Annotated in this window: 9 protein-coding genes and 1 pseudogene; 6 read left to right on the top strand and 4 right to left on the bottom strand. The window is 71.1% G+C overall.

Annotated features, from left to right (window positions below; translation table 11 throughout):
• Positions 1–425: 425 nt before the first annotated feature.
• The 3 genes and pseudogenes from KUM44_RS44580 to KUM44_RS44570 form a co-directional block, all read right to left on the bottom strand.
• Positions 426–1,069 (bottom strand): annotated as a pseudogene (locus KUM44_RS44580) (IS5 family transposase); the annotation flags it as partial.
• Between the two features lie 464 nt (positions 1,070–1,533).
• Positions 1,534–2,805 carry an MFS transporter gene (locus KUM44_RS44575; RefSeq protein WP_308402868.1) on the bottom strand — a complete coding sequence of 424 codons (1,272 nt, stop codon included), beginning with the start codon at positions 2,803–2,805 and terminating at the stop codon, positions 1,534–1,536.
• Between the two features lie 53 nt (positions 2,806–2,858).
• Positions 2,859–4,682, bottom strand: coding sequence for a RiPP maturation radical SAM C-methyltransferase (locus KUM44_RS44570; protein WP_217215562.1), 1,824 nt, complete (start codon positions 4,680–4,682; stop codon positions 2,859–2,861).
• Positions 4,683–5,038: 356 nt separating this feature from the next.
• Between KUM44_RS44570 and KUM44_RS44565 the strand changes: the two genes are divergently transcribed.
• From KUM44_RS44565 to KUM44_RS44545, 5 genes are all read left to right on the top strand, one after another.
• Positions 5,039–5,335 carry a phosphopantetheine-binding protein gene (locus KUM44_RS44565; protein WP_217215554.1) on the top strand — a complete coding sequence of 99 codons (297 nt, stop codon included), beginning with the start codon at positions 5,039–5,041 and terminating at the stop codon, positions 5,333–5,335.
• Positions 5,336–5,413: 78 nt separating this feature from the next.
• Entirely contained in the window at positions 5,414–12,496 is a 7,083-nt protein-coding gene (locus tag KUM44_RS44560; RefSeq protein WP_217215552.1) for a non-ribosomal peptide synthetase, read from the top strand.
• Between the two features lie 34 nt (positions 12,497–12,530).
• A complete protein-coding gene (locus KUM44_RS44555) occupies positions 12,531–13,355 on the top strand; it encodes a thioesterase II family protein (RefSeq protein WP_217215550.1) in 825 nt (274 codons plus the stop codon).
• Positions 13,352–13,546 (top strand): MbtH family NRPS accessory protein, encoded by a 195-nt coding sequence (locus KUM44_RS44550; RefSeq protein WP_308402867.1) that lies wholly within the window; start codon positions 13,352–13,354, stop codon positions 13,544–13,546. The genes KUM44_RS44555 and KUM44_RS44550 overlap by 4 nt, the downstream gene beginning before the upstream one ends.
• Positions 13,543–14,298: an SDR family NAD(P)-dependent oxidoreductase gene (locus tag KUM44_RS44545; RefSeq protein WP_217215544.1), complete on the top strand. Its 756-nt coding sequence runs from the start codon at positions 13,543–13,545 to the stop codon at positions 14,296–14,298. The genes KUM44_RS44550 and KUM44_RS44545 overlap by 4 nt, the downstream gene beginning before the upstream one ends.
• Here KUM44_RS44545 and KUM44_RS44540 read toward each other — a convergent pair.
• Positions 14,276–17,389: a non-ribosomal peptide synthetase gene (locus KUM44_RS44540; RefSeq protein WP_217215542.1), complete on the bottom strand. Its 3,114-nt coding sequence runs from the start codon at positions 17,387–17,389 to the stop codon at positions 14,276–14,278. The two genes, KUM44_RS44545 and KUM44_RS44540, sit on opposite strands and share 23 nt — an antisense overlap.
• A 126-nt stretch (positions 17,390–17,515) precedes the next feature.
• On the opposite strand from KUM44_RS44540, the gene KUM44_RS44535 reads away from it, so the two are divergent.
• Positions 17,516–18,688: an acyl-CoA dehydrogenase family protein gene (locus tag KUM44_RS44535; RefSeq protein ID WP_217215540.1), complete on the top strand. Its 1,173-nt coding sequence runs from the start codon at positions 17,516–17,518 to the stop codon at positions 18,686–18,688.

The raw sequence follows: 18,688 nt of genomic DNA, 5'->3' as shown, positions 1-18,688 counted from the left end.
GCCGGTACCAGCCCGGATACCGGCGGACCTCGTACTGATCCAGGCCGCACTCGTTCTTCGCGGCCTGGAAAGCCTCCTCGATCGCCCAGCGCGTCCCGCGCGGGCCGGCACCCCGGGCCCGCCGCACCCGACGTCACGAACTCCCACCACCTGACGGCACATCAGTCAAGTGCAATCACGAACACGCCCCTGGCCAGCAGGAATAGCGAACTGCAACTGGAGTACTAGTGTTTCGCTGAACGAAGGGGGCGCATGTCGCGCGATACAGCCGAAGCAGAGGTGGGGATGAAGGGGATCACTTTTCCTGCCTGGCACGGAAAGAACTACGTGACTCTGGCTGAGCTACTGGTTCGCCTCGGCAGGTTCGGCCTGGACCTGACGTGGCGCGTCGAATGCGACATCACCACGTAGGACACGGTCTTAATCTGCCGTCTGCGCAGGTGAAGCCGGTTGCGGCGTGACGAATAGGCCTTGTCTCCCGCGACGTGGTCGGGCCGGGTGCGCGGTCGTCCACCAGCTTGTCGGGGCACCCGGATCTCTTCCAGGACCGGAATCATCTGCGGTGCGTCCCTCCATTGGCCGGGCGTGATGACAAACCCGAGCGGGCGGCGCCCACCTTCTCCGGCGAGGTGGATCCTGCGTGTGAGCCCGCCTCGCGAGCGTCCCAGGGCCTCATCGGAGCGGTGACGCGCCGGGCTCCTGCGCCGACCCGGGATCTTTGGGCACGAGTCGAGGCGCCAGCTGCGTGCTGATGAGCGCGACAGGTCGTGGAATCGACGCTGACCATGCTCCAGTCGATCCGGCCCTCGGCATCGGCGTCGGCCTGGACGGCCCGCAGGATCCTCTCCCACGTGCCGTCCGCCGACCACCTTCGATGACGATCGTGAACCGCCTTCCAGCTACCGAAGCAGGGAGGCAGGTCCCGTCAGGGGAGACCGGTCCGCTGCCGGAACAGAATCCCGTTGATCACCCGACGGTGACACTGCCAGAGTCCACCCCGCCCGCGGTTCGTCGGCAAGTGCGGCTCCAGGCGAGCCCACTCCTCATCCGAAAGATCTCCCCGCCCCATGCCCCACGGAACGAGTTCCCAGCAGGAGCGTCACTAGACCCATCGGACACGCCGAGTGGATTCCCTCACCAGCGCCCGAGTCGAGTTCGCCAATGAGCCGTTCCCCGCCATGGTGTGCTCACCTGGGGTGAGCGAGACAGCCGCCACATATCTGCACGACACCCTGTGTGATTGCGCGGTCCTGGTATTCCACTGGGCGTTCCCTTTCAATGGCGAGGACTTCGCACTCTTCCTGAGGGGCGTGCCCGGAGCGATGTTCTTCCTTGGCGTCGCAAACCCGGAAGCCGGCATCAACGGGGCGCCCCACGCCCCGGACTTCGCCGCGGACGAACGCGCCCTCGGCATCGGGGTTCGTGCCATGGCCGGGTTCCTGTCAAGCCGACTCACCGCCCGGTCCGGGCCGCACCATCACAGCCCTGGGTCAACCGATGGGCATCCTTCACCAGCTTGAGGTTGGAAAACGCTCAGTGTGCGGGCCGCGCCGCACGCATCCGCAGCAGTGGTCTGCCGCTGATCGCGGTGAGCGCGAGGATGCCGACACCGGAGACGAGTATCGGAACATTGACCTCGGTGAACTCTGCGACCAAGCCGGCGGTGATCGCGCCGAACGGTGACACACACACCGACAGCAGGCGGAAAACACCGTTGACGCGCCCGAGGATATCCTGCGGGATGGTGGTCTGCCGGAAGGCGGTGATCAGCGTCTGCCAGATGGCGATGCCGATTCCGACGGCGCCGAACGCGACGGCGGCGACGGCCGGGACCCGGGTCCCGCCGAGCACCAGACAGGAGACTCCCATGAGAGCCATGGCTGCCACCGCGCCCGGCACCACTCCGATTCTCCGCCGCACCCAGTCGCTGCTGAGCCCGCCCAGGACCCCGCCGAGCGCGTTCGCCGCGAGGAAGAAGCCGTACGCGCTCTCCGGCAGGTCCAGCCACTTGACGACGTAGAGGACCATCAGCACGCCGAGGCTCATGGTGAAGAAGTTCAGGGTGCCGAGGACCACAGCCAGCCGGATCAGCAACTTGTCCGCCCGCAGGTAGCTCATGCCCTCGCGGATCATCTGCCACCAGGTGGTGCGTGGTCCGGTCGGGTCCGTCCGTACCGTCCGCAGCGCGGGGAACAGCAGCAGCACGACCCCCAGCAGGAACGAGGCGCCGTCGAGGATGAACGGGGCCGCGGCGGCGAACGCGAACAGCAGGCCGCCCAGGGGCTGTCCGACGCTGTCGCGCAGCACGACCTGCACCGCGTGCAGTCGGCCGTTGGCCGTGGTCAGCCGCTCGGGCGGGACCACCTTGGGTAGAAACGCCTGTGCCGTGACCAGGAAGACGGACTCGCCCAGGCCGAGCACCGCCGCGGCGATGTACACGAAGACCAGGTTGAGCGTGTCGGTCAGCACGCCCAGCGCGATCAGACCGACGACGGCGAACCGGCACAAGTCGATCGCGATGAGCAGGGCACGCCGGTTGAAGATGTCCGCCCACACCCCGCCGAGCGGGGCCATCATCATGCCGAGCGCGGTGACGATGGTGGTCAGCGACAACAACACCGGATTCTCGGTGAACGAGAACGCCAGCAGGGGCAGCGCGGAGTTGCGCACCCCGTCGCCGAGGGCGGACACGGCGCTCGCCAGCCACAGCCGGCCGAAGTGGGGCCAGGTCTCGTCGGCGCGTGCCGGAGAGGAGGCCGAACCCTCCTTGTCCAGGGCACGATCCGGCCCACCCGCACTGCTCACTTCCATCGCCCTCGTTCCGATCTCGCGCCAGGTTCTCGGTTCACCGGTCCGGTCTAGCCGACGGCCTCGACACCGGTGACCAGGCTGAGGAATCGGCCGTCCTCCTCGAACAGGATCCGGTCCTGCTGAAGCAGGTCCAGCACCTCGGCGACCTCGTCCGGGGACATGCCGTCCGGGGCGCTCAACTGATCTGGCCGGCGGGGCGAGTTCAGTGCCCGGAGGAGGGACAGCATGCGCTCGTCGACCGGAATCCGCCGCAGCGCACCGAACCGGGTGTCCTCAACGAAGGACTCGTCTTCGTCGCGCACGAGTGCCAGGCGGGGGCGTTCGGCACCCTTCCAGGTGGTCTGCCAGTCGGCCACCACGCGCTGGAGCGTGGGGTACCACTTCAGCGCGGTCAAGGCGTACGGCGCCGGACCGTGGTCGGAGAAGAAGTAGGCCAGCTGGTCCAGTTGCTGCGACTCGAAGGGGAAGACCAGGGGGTAGAAGTCCATCGGGCGCAGGTCGAGACCATACTTGAGCCGCTCATTGAAGTAGGGGCTGAAGCGGTCGAAGCGGATGAAGAAGGCGCCGGTCGGGGGCGTGAGGTGCACCAGGGCGGGGAAGTCCCGTTCGTACTTGGCGTACATCTCCTCGGGCTCCTGGGGGGCGCCGACAAGCAGGTTCCACTCCGGGTGGATTCCGAACTGCAGGCAGAGCTTCATGAACTGCAGACTCTGGAACGCCGTGGTGCCCTTGCCCAGGAGCTTGAGCATCTCGCTGTTGACGGCCTCGATCCCGGCCTGCACACGGTTGACCCGCGCCTTGGCGAGGGCCTGCATGTTGGGCACGCTCACCGGGACCTTGATCTCGTAGAAGACGGACGCGTCGTCCGGTGCGTCGACCCTCGGGAACACCTCGGTCGGGTAGTTCCTCGGCAGGATGTAGTCGGTGCACATGTAGTTCTTGAACCGCGGGTGGAACGAGAAGAGCCACTCGAACTGGCGGACCGCCAGGTCGGGTTCCATCTGCCGGAATCCTATGGTCTCGTCGTTGAGTCCGCAGAACGTGCAGTGGCTGCGTGCGCCCCACCAGCAACCGCGCGAGGTCTCGAAGAAGAGGGTGGGTTCCAGCTGTCCCTCCGCCACGACGTCCTCGGCGTCGTCCATGGCGGCGACGAAGCCGTCGTAGTCGAGCGGCACGTAGTCGTTGATGTCCCGGTCCCGGCCGACGCCCATGCGGACCTGCGGCTGATGGCAATTCTCGCGGCTGATGACGCCCCGGATGGCGGGCATGTCGTCTCTTCGGCCGGCCAGCAGGTTGTCGAGGAACTCCTTGAAGCTCACCAGGCTCGGACCGGAGAAGACGTAGTCCAGACACGGTACTTCGGCCGCCAGGACGGCGCCCATCGTGGTCTCGACGTTCGAGCCTCCGAGGAGGGTCACCGCGTCGGGGTTCCGGTCCTTGATCATCCTGGCGAGCGCGATGGCGGGTACCGTCTGCGCGAACATCGTGGTCAGTCCGACGACGTCCGCGGACGCGAGGTCGTACCGGTCGATCAGTTCGGCCAGGAACGTCTCGATGCCCTCGCGGCGCCGCACCAGGTCCTCGCGGAACGCCTCCCACGCGGGTTCGCGGTAGAACCGGCCGAAGTAGCTTTCGGAGTTGTCCGGTTCATCGGGAAACGCGATATGCCGGAAGAGCCACTCTCCCACCCCGCTGTAGAGGTGGGTCATGTCGCCGGATATCTCCTCGTAGGTACCCACGCCGAAGTACTTCGTGAAGTCGACGTTCAGGTAGTGGACCTCGGCGGTGGCCCGGCCCTCGTACTCGTTGCCGATCAGGCCGGCGAGTTGACTGAGCGCGAAGGAAGGACGGTTCCAGTCGGCAAAGGGCATGTTGACGAAAGCAGCGCGCAGCACAGGAAACCTCTCGGAACAGGGCGGCTCTCGAGGGACGCTCCACATAGAGTGCCGGAAGTCTCCCGAAAATCGGGGCACGTCAGAGCGAATTGCTCAACGCCGGAAACACAGAGCTAGGCCACCCGTTGACCCTTCCCCCGTTCAGCCGAATGCCTGCCAGAGGTTAGGCACAGCGGATCTGGCCGGTCAAGCTTCATATCAGCCACCGGGGTTGGCCGGAAACTGCATCACAAGGTGCGCTTGTGTGCTCCCGCGGGTCGCAACTTCGTGGCGTACGATGTGCGTTCGATACTGGCCGTCAGTACGGCTGCCAAGATTCGAGCGATCAACTCATGGGGGAGAAGGTCTTGCTGAATGCCGACATGAACGAGCCGACGGCGACCGAGTCTCGCGTGGCGGAAATCTGGACCGAGGTGCTGAAGCACGACCAGTTCGGTCTTGACGACAACTTTTTCGCCATTGGCGGGCATTCGATGTTCGCGACGCTGGTGACCTATCAGCTGCGTGACGCGTGGGGTTTTGAGATTCCCCTTTCGGTCATCTTCGAGCACTCCACCGTCCGCGACCTCGCGTCGTTCATCGACAAGACCACGGCTGACGCCGCCGACCCGGACACCGTCACCGGCTGAGAACCGCAAGGCCTCATCGGGTCCGCGCCGTGCCCTGGCGCGAACCCGCGCTGATCCCTGCGCGAAGGAAGTGGCCAGATGCACCCGGAGAGCACTCTCGCTGAGCGACGCACCCGATTCCTGGGCCGGATCCGCACCGTCGCTGCCCGGCCCGGCAGGCCGGTGCCGAACGCCGGGCCGCAGCCGGTTCCCACGGCGCTGCCCCGTGCGGTGGGCCACGGGCCGGCGGCACCGGCCGAGCGCCGCAGGGTCGTCCGCCCCCTCGGCGAGGTCACGGTCAAGGCCCTGCGCGAGAGCGCCGCGCAGACCGGAGTGCCGCTCGGCTCCGTCCTGGCCACGGCCCTCCTCGTGTCCGTCGCCCGGTACTGCGCGGAGTCGGAGCTGCTGTTTGCCGTACGCGACGGGGCCGGCGGGAGCCGGCAGCTCGCGCTCACGGTCGATCCGGCCCGGTCGATGTCCGACCTCGTCCCGGCCACCGGCCGCGCGCTCGCCGAGGCCCGTTCGGAAGGCGCGCGCCCGCCCGCCCGCACGGTGCCGCCGATCCTGCTGGAGATCGAGCACGATGAGTTCCGGCAGACCGGGACCGTGCACGACACCGACGTTGCCGACGTCCACTTCCGGCTCCACACCGCCGGTACGCTCACCGCCGGATACGACCCCGACCGCCATGAGACCCAGCTGGTCGAGGGAGTGCTCCGGGACACGGAGGCGCTGCTGGAGGCCGCGCTCGCCGAGCCGGACGTACCGCTGTGCACGCTGCGCCCCCTCTCCAGGGACGCGCTGCGCACGGTGACGGAGGACCCCAACCGCACCGCGCGCTCCCGCCGCCCCGGCACACTCACTGCCGCCTTCGACCTCGCCCGGCAGAGCTTCGCCGACCGGCCCGCGCTGGTGGACGCGGCGGGCACCCTCACCTACCGCGAGACCGCCGGCGAGGCGGCCCGGATCGGGCACCGTCTGCGCACGTCCGCCGGGGTCGGGCCGGAGGACCTGGTCGCCGTCCACGTCACCCGTGACGACAAGCGCTGGGTGCTCGCCTGCCTCGGCGCTCTCCATGCCGGAGCGGCCTGGCTCCCGATCGATCCGGCGGTGCCGCCGGGCCGACTCGCGACGCTGCTCACCGACGCCGGCGTCGCGGCGGTCGTCACCGACGCGGCGCTGCGCGAGCGGATCCCGGCGGGCGACTGGTCCGTCGTGGACCTCGATGCGCACGACACGTACGACCCCGCGGTCGCCGACGAGCCGGCGATCCTCCCGGCGCCCACCGATCCGCGGCAGCTCGCCTACGCGATATACACCTCGGGTAGCACCGGTGCGCCCCGCGCGGTGCTCGTCGAGCACGACAGTGCACTCAACTTCGTCGAGTCCCTCCAGCGGCTCTTCGAACTCACCCCCGAAGACCGGATGTTGCAGTACGCCTCCCCCGGCTTCGACGTGTCCGTGTTCGAGATCTTCTGCGCCCTGCTCAGCGGCTCCTCGCTCCACATGATCGGTGACGACGACCGGCGCTCGGTCGAGGGGCTGACCCGGTCGCTCACCGACGGCAAGATCACGGTCGCCGAACTCCCCCCGGCGCTGCTGGAGTTGCTCGACCCGGACCGCGTACCGCTGCTGCGGCTGGTCTCGGTCGGCGGTGAGCCGTTCTCCGGCCGGCTGACCACGCGATGGTCCCGCGACCGGCGGTTCGTCAACGGATACGGGACGACCGAGACCACCATTGGCGTCATCTACAAGGAGTGCACCGGCCTGTGGCGGTCCCCGCCGCCCATCGGTCGCCCGGTCGACAACCATCAGGCGTACATCCTCGACGACGAACTGCGTCCCGTGCCCCCCGGCGCGGTGGGTGAGCTGTTCGTGGGCGGCGCCGGCGTGGCACGGGGGTATCTGGGGCGGCCCGCCCGCACCGCGGAGCGCTTTCTCCCCGATCCGTTCCGGCCCGGCGGCCGTCTCTACCGTACCGGCGACCTCGCCCGCTGGTCGGCGGAGGGCGACATCGTCTTCCTCGGCCGCAGGGACCGGCAGGTAAAGGTCCGCGGGCAGCGCGTGGAACTCGGGGAGATCGAGTCGGCGCTCGCCGGGCTGCCCGAGGTGTCCGCCGCCGTCGTCGCCGACCTCGACGGCACGCTCGCCGGCTATCTGGTGCCCACGGCCGGGCAGCGGACCGACCTCGACGGCATCCGCCGCCACCTCGCCGACCGGCTGCCCGCATACATGGTGCCGGCGCTGCTGACCGAGGTGGAGCGGATTCCGATCACCGCCTCCGGCAAGGTCGACCTGGCCGCGCTGGCGGCCAGTGGTGCCTCCGCCTCCGCCCCCGCTCGTGGTCCGGCGGCGCACGCCGGTCTCGACGGTGCCACGCAGGACGGGGCGACCGACCTGGTACGGCGGATCGCGGTGGAGGGTTATGGCCCCCTCCTGCCCGGCGCGCTCGTCACCGGCGACACCAACTTCTTCGCCGCGGGCGGCGACAGCATCCGGGCGATCCGGCTGCTGTCCTGGGTACGCGAGGTATTCGGGGTGGAGATCCCGATGAGCCGGTTCTTCCGCGATCCCACCTCGGAGGCGCTCGCGGAAGCGGTCGAGCGCCGTCGCGGAGCGGGCGCAGGCGCAGGCACCGGGGCGGGGAACCAGGGAGCGCAAGGCTCCGCACCCGCCTCCGCACCCATCCCGGTCACGGACGACGAGGGTGACGCCGCGCTGTCCTCGTCGCAGCAACGCCTGTGGTTTCTCGACCAGTTGCAGCCGGGAGACCCGGCGTACAACGTCATCGAGGTGTTCCGGCTGCGCGGAGAGCTCGACGCCGAGGCGTTGCGCCGTGCCGTGAGCGAACTCGTCGTCCGGCACGAGATCCTGCGTACCCGCTATGTGGCGACCGACGGCGTGCCCCGCCAGGTGGTGGACCCGGAACCGACGGCGGGGCTGACCGTGCGGGACCTGACCGACGCGCCGCCAAGCGACCTGGACGAGCTGCTCGCGGCGGAGGCGGCGAAGCCGTTCGTCCTGTCCGCCGGTCCGCTGATCCGGGTCACGCTCGTACGCTGCGGCCCGCGCGAGCACGTCCTCGTCTGGGTGGTCCACCACATGGTCGCCGACGGACGCGCGACCGAGGTCCTCTTCCACGAACTGAGCGAGCTCTACGGCGCCTTCCGCCGCGGCCTGCCGCCCGACCTGCCTCCGGTGACGCTCCGGTTCCGGGACTACGCGCGCTGGCAGCGGGCGACGTTCGGCGGCGACGCGCACCGGGAGGGCCTGGCCTACTGGCGCCGGCAGCTCGCCGGAGCGCCCGTCCAACCGGAGCTGCCCACAGACCGGACCCGGCCGGCCCGGCCCACCCGGCGTGGCGGCACCCTCTACTTCGACCTCCCGCCCGGTACCGCGGCCGACCTCGCCACGTTCGGCCACCGCGCCGGCGTCACCTCGTTCATGACGCTGCTGACGGCGTTCTTCGCCCTGCTCTCCCGGTACGGGCGCGACAAGGACGTGATCGTCGGCACGCCGTTCGCCAACCGCACCCGGCGCGAGGTCGAGGACCTGGTCGGCTTCCTGGTCAACACGGTCCCGCTGCGCGCCGACTGCTCCGGAGACCCCACGTTCGCCGCTCTGCTCCAGCAGGTGACCGGGACGACGCTCGCGGCGGGCGACCACTCCGAGGTGCCGTTCGAGGACCTGGTGAGCAGCCTCGGGGTGACCCGTGACGTGGGGGTCAACCCGCTGGTGCAGGTGCTCTTCCAGGTGATCGACGCGCCGGAGGACCAGTTGTCGCTGGCGGGTGTCGAGGCGACGAAGATCCCGGTCGAGGAGCGGACCGCCGCCTTCGACCTCGTGATGGAGATACGCACCAGCCGGCAGGGGCGGCTCACCGGACGGGTCAACTACAGCGCGGACCTGTTCGACCGGGAGACCGTGGCCCGGCTGGCCGGGCACTACCGGCAGCTCCTGCGCTCGGCGCTGGACGCCCCTGAGCGGCGGCTGTCCGAGCTCGACATGCTGGAGCCGGACGAGCGGCGACAGCTGCTCGGCGCCTTCAACGAGACCGCCTCCACCCCGATGGACACCGTCACCGCGGTGGTGGAGCGGCAGGTCGCGGCCTCCGGCGCGAGTATCGCCGTGACGGACCCGGCGGGGCGGCTCACCTACGCGGAGCTGAACGCGGCCGCCAACCGGCTGGCCCGTCATCTGATCGACCTCGGCGTGGGCCCGGACGTGATCGTCGCCCTCTGTCTGCCGCCCAGCGCGGACCTGGTCGTCGCCATGCTCGCGGTGCTGAAGGCCGGCGGCGCCTACCTGCCGCTCGATCCCACGCATCCCGCCGAGCGGATCCGGCTGCTGCTCGCCGACAGTGGGTCGGACTTCGCCGTCGGCCGTCGGGAGGTGCGGGAGAAGCTGTCCGCCGGCCTCTCCCACTTCGTCGACCTGGAGGAGGATCGTCCGCGCATCGACGCCCGTCCGGCCGACAACCCGCCCGGTGCCGATCCGGAGTCCCTCGCGTACATCATGTACACGTCCGGCTCGACGGGGCGGCCGAAGGGGGTCGCCGTTCCGCACCATGCGCTGGTGCGGCTGATGCTGGGCTGCGACCAGTCGCCGGTCGGCCCCGACGACACGTTCCTGATGGTGCAGCCGACCACCTTCGACGCCTCCAACCTGGACATCTGGCTTCCCCTGGCGCACGGGGCGTCCCTCGCGGTGCCCGCGGAGCGACTGATCGACCCGGTCGACCTCGGCGCGGCCATCCGCCGCCACCAGGTCTCCGTCCTGTGGCTGTCCGCCGCGCTCGCGCAGCTGACCATCGACACCGATCCCCATCTGCTCGCGGGTGTGCGGCAGCTGGGCATCGGCGGCCAGGCGCCGTCCGTGCCGCACCTGCGCCGGCTGCTGCACGCGCTGCCCGGTCTGCGGCTTCTCAACTGCTACGGCCCCACCGAGTCCACCACCAACACCACCCTGCACCACATCGCCTCCGCACCGGCCGAGGACGCCACCTCCGTACCGCTCGGCCGGCCGGTCGGCGACACGCGGGTGTACGTGGTCGGCAGGGACGGCGAGCTGTTGCCGGTCGGCGTGCCCGGAGAGCTGTGGATCGGCGGTCGAGGCCTCGCCCGCGGCTACCTCGGGGCGCGGTCCCTGACCGCGGACAGCTTCGTGCCGGACCCGTTCGGCCCTGTCGGGCAGCGCGTCTACCGCACCGGGGACATCGTGCGCTGGCTGCCGGACGGCACCCTGCACTTCCTCGGCCGGGACGACGACCAGGTCAAAGTACGCGGCTACCGCGTCGAGCTCGGGGAGGTCGCCACGGTGCTCCGCCGGCACCCCGCGGTGCGGGACGCCCACGTGCTGCGGCAGGGTCGGGGCGCGGCGGCGGAGCTGGCGGCGTACGTCGTCGCCGACGGCGACGGTGCCGACGTCGAGGACCTGTTCCGCCATGCACGGGGGCAGCTGCCCGACCACATGGTCCCCGCGACGATCACGCCCCTCGGCGAGCTGCCGTTGTCGCCCAACGGCAAGGTGGACACGGCACGGCTGCCCGCGCCGCGCCGGCCACGCTCCGACGGCCCGGGCCGGCCGCCGCGTACCGAGTGGGAGAAGGCGGTCCACGCGGTGTGGGCGGAGGTGCTCGAGCACGACGCGTTCGGCGTCGACGACGACTTCTTCACGGTCGGCGGCAACTCGTACCAGGCGGCGCGGGTCGTCGCCCGGCTGCGCTCGGAACGCGGGGTGGAGCTCTCCGTGCGGACGTTCTTCGAACACCGGCGGGTCGGCGAGCTGGCGGCCGTGGCGGAGTCTCCCGCCATCGCCGACGGCTCGGGTTCCCCGGTGCGCCCCCGGCCGCTCGCCGGCCCGGCGCCGCTGTCGGTGGACCAGCAGCGTCTGTGGTTCCTCGATCAGTTGCACCCTGGCAGCGCCGACTACAACGTGCCGGTGCATGTGTGGCTGCGCGGTCGGCTGGACACCGACGCGTTGCGCTCGGCGCTGGTCGAGGTGGTGGAGCGTCATGAAGTGCTGCGCTCCCGGTTCGTGCTGGGTGACGACCGGCTGCCGGTGCAGGTGGTCGAGCCCGCCAGTGTCTTCGAGCTGCACGAGACCGACCTGTCGCACCTGCCCGCCGCCGAGGCCCGGGCCAGGGCGGAGGAGGCCGCGGTCGCGGCGGCGCGGGACCCGTTCCGGCTGGACCTGGCCCCGTTGATCCGCGCCGAGTTGCTACGGGTCACGGCGGAGGAACACCTGCTCTGCTTGGTGGTGCACCACGCGGCGGCCGACGCCGAGTCCTTCCGGCTCCTGTTCGCCGAGGTGGGAGAGGTGTACGGGGCGCACCTCGCGGGGCGACCGGGTGCCCTGGGGGCGCTGCCGGTCCAGTACGCCGACTACGCCCTCTGGCAGCGGCAGCGCGGCGCGGTGGTCGAGCGGCTCGATCTGGAGTACTGGCGGGAGCAGCTCCGCGACCTGCCCACCCTCCAGCTGCCCACCGCTCGCCCGCGGCCCCGCGTGCGCAGCGGCGCAGGCGGACAGTACCGGGCCGCGTTGCTGGACCCGGCGGACACCTCTCGGCTGGGCGCGCTGGCCCGGGCACACGGGGCGACCGAGTTCATGGTGCTGCTCGCCGCGCTGAACGTCACCCTCGGCCGGCTCACCGGGCAGGAGGACTTCGGGGTCGGTACCCCGGTGTCCCTGCGGTCGCGCCCCGAACTGGAGCCGCTGATCGGGTTCTTCGTCAACACGTTGGTCCTGCGGGCCGACCTGTCGGGCGACCCGTCCTTCGCCGAGCTGCTGGCTCGCACGCGCGAGACCGCCCTGGCCGGTTACGCCCGCCAGGAGGTGCCGTTCGACAGGCTCGTGGAGGAACTCCTGCCGAGCCGCACACTGGGCCGCGCACCATTGATCGACGTGGTCTTCTACGTCGACGACACCACGGCCGCGGCGCCGGAGCTGACCGGACTGGCGGTCGAGGTGACCGACGTCGGCACAGGCACGGCCAAGTTCGACCTGGACATCGCCATCGTCCGCCGGGGCTCGGCCCTGAGCTGCACGGTCGAGTTCAACGCGGACGTGCTGACGGAATCGATCGCACGGAGCGTGGTGGACGACTTCAGCCGGACGCTGCGCGCCGCGCTGGCCGATCCGCGAAGGCACCTGTCCGAACTCGGCCGGGACGGGCTGTCATGACGTATCCGCATCGGGCCGACAACGGAGGTAGGGCATGAGAACCGGCGCCGAACCCGGTGGCGCCCCGGGCGACCTGGACCGCTGGTTCCTCGGCGGTCTCGACCGTCCGTGGGGCGACGTCCAGCTGCTGGCTCTGCCGCACAGCGGTGGCAACGCGTCGAGCTACCGCGGCTGGCTGGCCGGGGCCGAGCCGGACGTGGACGTGGTGCCCGTGCAGTTGCCGGGCCGGGAGACGCGCCTGAGCGAGCCTCCGTTCACCGATCAGCCGACGCTCATCGCCGAGCTCGCCGACGTGGTCTCCCGGGCCGGGTTCCCCCGGATCGCGCTCTTCGGACACAGTATGGGCGCGGTGCTCGCGGTCAACCTGTGCCGTGCTCTGGAGGGTGCCGGCGTTCCGGTGGCCCATGTGTTCGTGTCCGGCCACGGCGGGCCGTCCCAGCGGCCGACGGCGACGTTCCCGAAGGACGCGTCCGACGAGGTCATTCTGGACGCGCTCGGCACGACCGGCGCCCCCAACTACGAGATGCTGCTGCGCCATCCCGAACTGCGGGAGATGGTGCTGCGGGTGATGCGGGCCGACCTGGGGCTGGTGCTGAGCGGCATCGTGGCCGGGCCGCCGGTGCGGGCGCCGATCACGGTTCTGAACGGCAAGGACGACTCCACGCCGGCCGGTTGGGACCTGAACGAGTGGGCCACCGTCACCCGAGGCGCCTGTGTCTCGCATCTGCTGCCCGGGGACCACTTCTACCTGGTCGAGCAGGGCGAGGAGGTGGCGCGCGTCATCCGCACCGCCCTGACCGAGCTGCCCGAGCCGCACGCGTCCGGACCGGCCACGAGAGACGAGGATCCATCCACGTGACGTCGTACACCGTCGTTGTCAATGACGAGGAGCAGTACTCGATCTGGTCGGTGAGCCGGGACGTCCCGGCCGGCTGGCGGGAGAGCGGTCCGCGCGGCTCCAAGGAGGAGTGCCTGGCCCATATCGAGGAGGTCTGGACCGACATGCGGCCGTTGAGCCTGCGGCTGCGGATGGAATCGAGGGAAGCATGACGTCACCACGTGTAGCGGTCGTCACCGGTGCCGGGCGTGGCATCGGCGCCGCCACGGCGCTGCGCCTGGCCGCCGACGGTGCCGCGGTCGGCGTCCTCGACGTCGACGCCGAGACAGCCGAGGCCACCGCGGAACGCGTTCGCGCGGCCGGGGGCAGGGCCCACCCCGTCGTCGCCGACGTCGGCGACCCCGATCAGATCAAGGGCGCGCTGGCCGACGTGGCGGGTGAGCTCGGGCCGCCGGTGATCCTGGTCAACAACGCCGGCGTCATCAGGGACCGGCCGATGGAGGACCTGTCGCTGGACGACTGGGACTCCGTCGTCGACGTGAACCTGCGCGGACCGTTCCTGATGTGCCAGGCCATCCGTCCCTACCTGCTCGAACAGCGCTGGGGACGCATCGTCAACTTCTCCAGCTCCTCGGCGCTGGGCAACCGCGACCAGGCCAACTACTCGGCCGCGAAGGCCGGGGTCGACGGTCTGACCCGGACGCTCGCCATCGAACTGGGGCCCTACGGCGTGACCGTGAACGCGGTGGCCCCCGGTTACATCGTCACCGACATGACCGCGGGGACGGCTGCGCGGATGGGCATGGACTTCGACCGGCTCCAGCAGATGGTGGCCGCGCAGACCCCGGTGCGGCGGGTGGGGCAGCCCGAGGACGTGGCGCACGCCGTCGCGTTCCTCGTCGGTGAGAACGCGGGGTTCGTCTCCGGGCACATGCTGTACGTCACCGGTGGTCCGATGCGCTGAGCGCGGCGGCTGCTTCCAGCACCGCGGCGAGTTCCGCCACGGTGCGCGCTCCGGCCAGGGTGCGTGGCGCCACGGTGGTGCCGCACCGCTCGGTGAGCTCGGCGGCCACCCTCAGGAGGTCGAGGGAGGTGCCGCCGAGCGCGAAGAAGTCCTCGCCCACGTCCTCGGGCGATCGGCCGAGCACCGTGGCCCAGACGTCACCGACCGTCTTCTCCCACTCCGACACCGGCGGCGAGCCGGGCCCCCGGCGCCGCGACGGGCCGCGCTGTCCGGGCAGCGGATCGGGCAGCGCCCGGCGGTCGACCTTTCCGTTGGGCGTCAGCGGCAGGCACTCCAGGGACACGAACCTGCCCGGCACCAGCGGCTCGGGCAGCCGTTCGCGCAGATACGCCCGCAGTGCCCCGCCGTCCGCGGGGCACTCCTCGTCCGCCACCACGTAGGCGACGAGCTCGGCCGCCAGCCCACTGCCGCTCACGGTGACGAAGGCGTCGCGTACGGCCGGATGACCGACCAGGACGGCCCGGACCTCGCCCGGTTCGATGCGGAAGCCGCGCAGCTTGACCTGGTCGTCGATGCGGCCCGCGAACTCGATGGCGCCGTCGGCACGTCGGCGTGCCAGGTCCCCGGTGCGGTACAGCCGGCCGCCCGGCGGCCCGAACGGGTCGGGCACGAACCGTTCGGCGGTCAGGCCGGGGCGACGCAGGTATCCCCGGGCCACGCCGGCGCCGCCGACCAGCAGTTCCCCGACGATCCCCACCGGCACGGGGTTTCCGGCTTCGTCGACGACGTAGCAGCGGGTGCCGCCGATCGGGTGGCCGATCGGGACCCCGGTGGCCTCGTCGAGCTCCTCCGGGACGACCGGATGCGTCGTGGCGAAGGTGGTCGTCTCGGTGGGGCCGTAGCCGTTGACGATGCGCAGGCCCGGACGACCGTCGAGCAGCGTCCGCAGGTGCGGCACGGACAGCGCTTCACCGCCGACGACCAGGGTGCGCACCGGCTCCAGTGCCCGTGGGTGCACGTCCGCCACCAGGTTGGCCAGCTGGGCCGTCAGCCACAGCACGGTCACCCCCAACCGCTCCAGCTCCCCGCCGAGTTCGCGGGGGCCGATCGGGCCGGGGGGATGGATCGCCAGCCGGGACCCGTGGCACAGCGCGTGCCACACCTCGAAGGTGGACGCGTCGAACGCCGTGGGAGCGAGCATCAGCAGCGTGTCCTCCGGACTCACCTCGACCTGGTCCAGGCCGGACACCAGCCGGACGACACAGCGATGGGTGACCGCTACTCCCTTCGGCACGCCGGTGGAGCCCGACGTGTAGATGATGTACGCGAGGCTGTCCGGCAGGACCGTCGCCGGCCGCGGCGGGCGTCCGGTCGTGGCGGGCAGCGGCAGATCCAGGCGCAGACGCCGGATCCCGTCGGGAAGCCGTCCGGACAGCTGCTGATCGGTCAGCACCAGCCGTGCCTCGCTGTCCCGCAGGACGAACTCCGTCCGCTCCCGGGGATGGGCGGGGTCGAGCGGAACGTAGGCGCCGCCCGCCTTGAGAACGGCCAGCATCGCCACGACCTGCTCCGGGCCGCGCGGCAGGAGGAGGGCGACCCGGTCGTCCGGCCGTACACCGAGGCCGACCAGATGGTCGGCCACCTGCTGGGCCTCCGTGTCCAGTTCGGCGTACGTCCGCCGGTACGGCGGGTTCCACAGGGCGATCGCGTCGCCGGCGGCGGCCACCTGCCGCTCGAAGAGGTCGAGCACCGTGGCCTCGGGGGTGGGCCGCGTGTCGTCGGCGGCGACGGTGTGCCGCTCCTGCGGGCCGAGCAGGTCCAGTCGGGACAGCGGCCGGTCGGGGTTCCCGAGCCCCCCGTCCAGTAATCGGCGGAAGTGGCCTGCCATGCGTGCGTGGGCGTCGGCGGTGAACAGGTCGGCGTTGCAGGAGAAGCCGACACCGTACGCCCGGCCCGTGTCGATGACCGTCACGGACAGGTCGAACGGGGAACGGGGCGACGCCACGGGCTCGGGCCTCAGGCACCGGGCCGGCTCCGCTTCTTCGGTGACGGGCGTGGGCGTGGGCAGCACGTCCAGTGCCACCTGGGCGATCGGGTGCCGACCCGGATCGCGGTCGATGCCGAGGTGCCCGACCAGCCGCTGGAAGGGGACGGCCGAGTTCTCGACCGCGTCCCCCACGGCTCGGTGGACCCGGTCGACCAGCGTCCGCAGGGATGGGTCGCCGGCCGCGTCGACGCGCAGGGTGAGCAGGTTGGCGAGGCAGCCGAGGGTCGTCTCACCGCCCGCCTGCCTGGCGCCGGGTGTCTGCGTGGCGAACGTGATGTCGCGGGAGCGCGAGTAGCGGGCCAGCAGGGCGGTGAGAGCGGCGCCGAAGACGCTGAACTCCGCTGTTCCCGAGAACGTTTGGCCGCCCAGTCGCCGCACGGCGTCGTGCGGTACGTCGAGGAACACGGTGCGGGCGCGCTGGGTGTGCACGGGCGGGCGGGGCAGGTCGGTCGGGAGGTCGGCCAGGACCGGGAGGTCAGCCAGTCGGCGCTGCCAGAACCCGATGTGATCGTCCAGCCGGTCGGGAGCGGGCCCTTGTGCCAGGACCGGGGGCGCCTGCGGGGAGGGTGGCGGGGCGCCGGTGAGCGCGGCCCGGTACAGGGACGCCAGGTCGGACTGCAACAGCCCTGCGGAGTACGGGTCGCAGACGATGCGGGGCACGGCCAGCGTCAGCGCGGCATCGTCATCGGATCCGCTCACGACAGCACGCACCAGCGGCCCACCGGTCAGGTCGAACGGCCGCTGGATCGCCGTCTGCACGGCGTCCGGCCCGTCCCCGCCCGGGAGCCGGCCGGCGACCGTCAACTCGTAGTCCAGGGAGGCGGACACCGTCCGGCGCGGTACGGCCTGGGCTGCGTCGAGTCGGGTGCGCAGCTGGGGATGCCGGTCCATCAGCGCGGTCAGCGCGGACCGTAACGCGGTCATGCCGAGGGGGCCGCGCACACGCCAGCCCAGCACCACATGGTCCGGGGGGTAGGTGACCAAATGGTCGGCGACCCACTGCCGTTGCTGCGCATCGGACAGTGGACTGTCGGGTCGCGGCATGCGCTCACGCTATCACTGTGATCGAACGGAGAGACGTATCTCGATCGCATGGACTAGGCTCTTCGGCGGCGCATGCCCACTCACCACGGGACACGCCCCGCATATGGTCCACACACGGGGGGACATATGGACTTCGGCCATACCGAAGACGAGTCGGGCTTCCGCGACCGGGTCCGGGCGGAACTCCAATCCGCCGACCTGGCGGCCGAGTTGGCGCGATTACGCGACTGCGGCGAACGTGAGCCCGACGAGCGCGGCGTGTACCGGCTGCTCGGCGAGCGCGGGCTGCTCGGGGTGGACTGGCCCCGCGTCTACGGCGGGCAAGGCCGCACCGCCGCCCATGCGGCCGTCGCCGTCGAGGAGATGATGCGCGAGGGCGTCCCCGACACGCTGTTCGTCAACGGCATCCAGACCGTGGGCAAGCTGGTGCTGCTGGCCGGCACCGAGGAGCAGAAGCGGCGGGTGCTGCCGCGGTTGGCGGCCGGACGGTCCTTCGCGGGTGTGCTGTACACCGAACCCGGGGTCGGCTCGGACCTGAGCGCGCTGACGACGCGCGCGGTCGCGGTCGACGGCGGCTATCGCATCGACGGCGTCAAGGTGTTCAATCTCAAGAGCGGCCTGACGGACTTCGCGCTGTGCGCCGCCCGCACCTCCACCGAGGGTTCCCGCTACGAGGGCCTCACCTTGTTCCTCGTCGACATGCACGCACCCGGAGTCCTCGTCGAACGCCTGGACACCATGGCCGACGAACAGTTCCACCGCGTCGAGCTGAACGCCGTCCGCGTCAGCGAGACCGACGTCGTCGGCGGGGTCGGCGACGGCTGGGGGGTACTCGCCGAGGCGCTGCCGCTCGAACGCACGGGCTTCGACTTCGCGCTGCGCGCCGAGCGATGGTACGAGGCCGGCTGCCGGGGCCTCGGCACCGCGGGCGAGGACCCGGGACGGGAGGCGGCCACGCCCTGGCTGGCCGACGTCGGCCGGCACGGAGCCGCCACCGCCGCCGCCCGCCTGCTGGCCTGGCGCTGCATCGGCTCGGCCGACAGCGGGCAGCTGGACGAACTCCAGACCTCCACGGCCAAGTGGTACGCGAGCGAGCAGGCGGCCACCGTCGCCCGCTGGGCCGCGACCCGCCACGGTCTCGACGCCCCGCCGGACCTGGTGGCGCTGCTGGACGGCGCCTACCGGGAGGCTCCGGGTCTGACCCTCTCGGGCGGCACGTCGGAGATGATGCTCCAGACGATCTCCGGTTTCCTGCTCGCCGGCGAGTCGGCGACCGGGGCCTCCGAAGGGGTGGGGTGA

This window comes from Streptomyces sp. AC550_RSS872, assembly GCF_019049285.1.
Lineage (GTDB): Bacteria > Actinomycetota > Actinomycetes > Streptomycetales > Streptomycetaceae > Streptomyces.
This window is presented reverse-complemented; position numbering and strand designations above follow the sequence as displayed.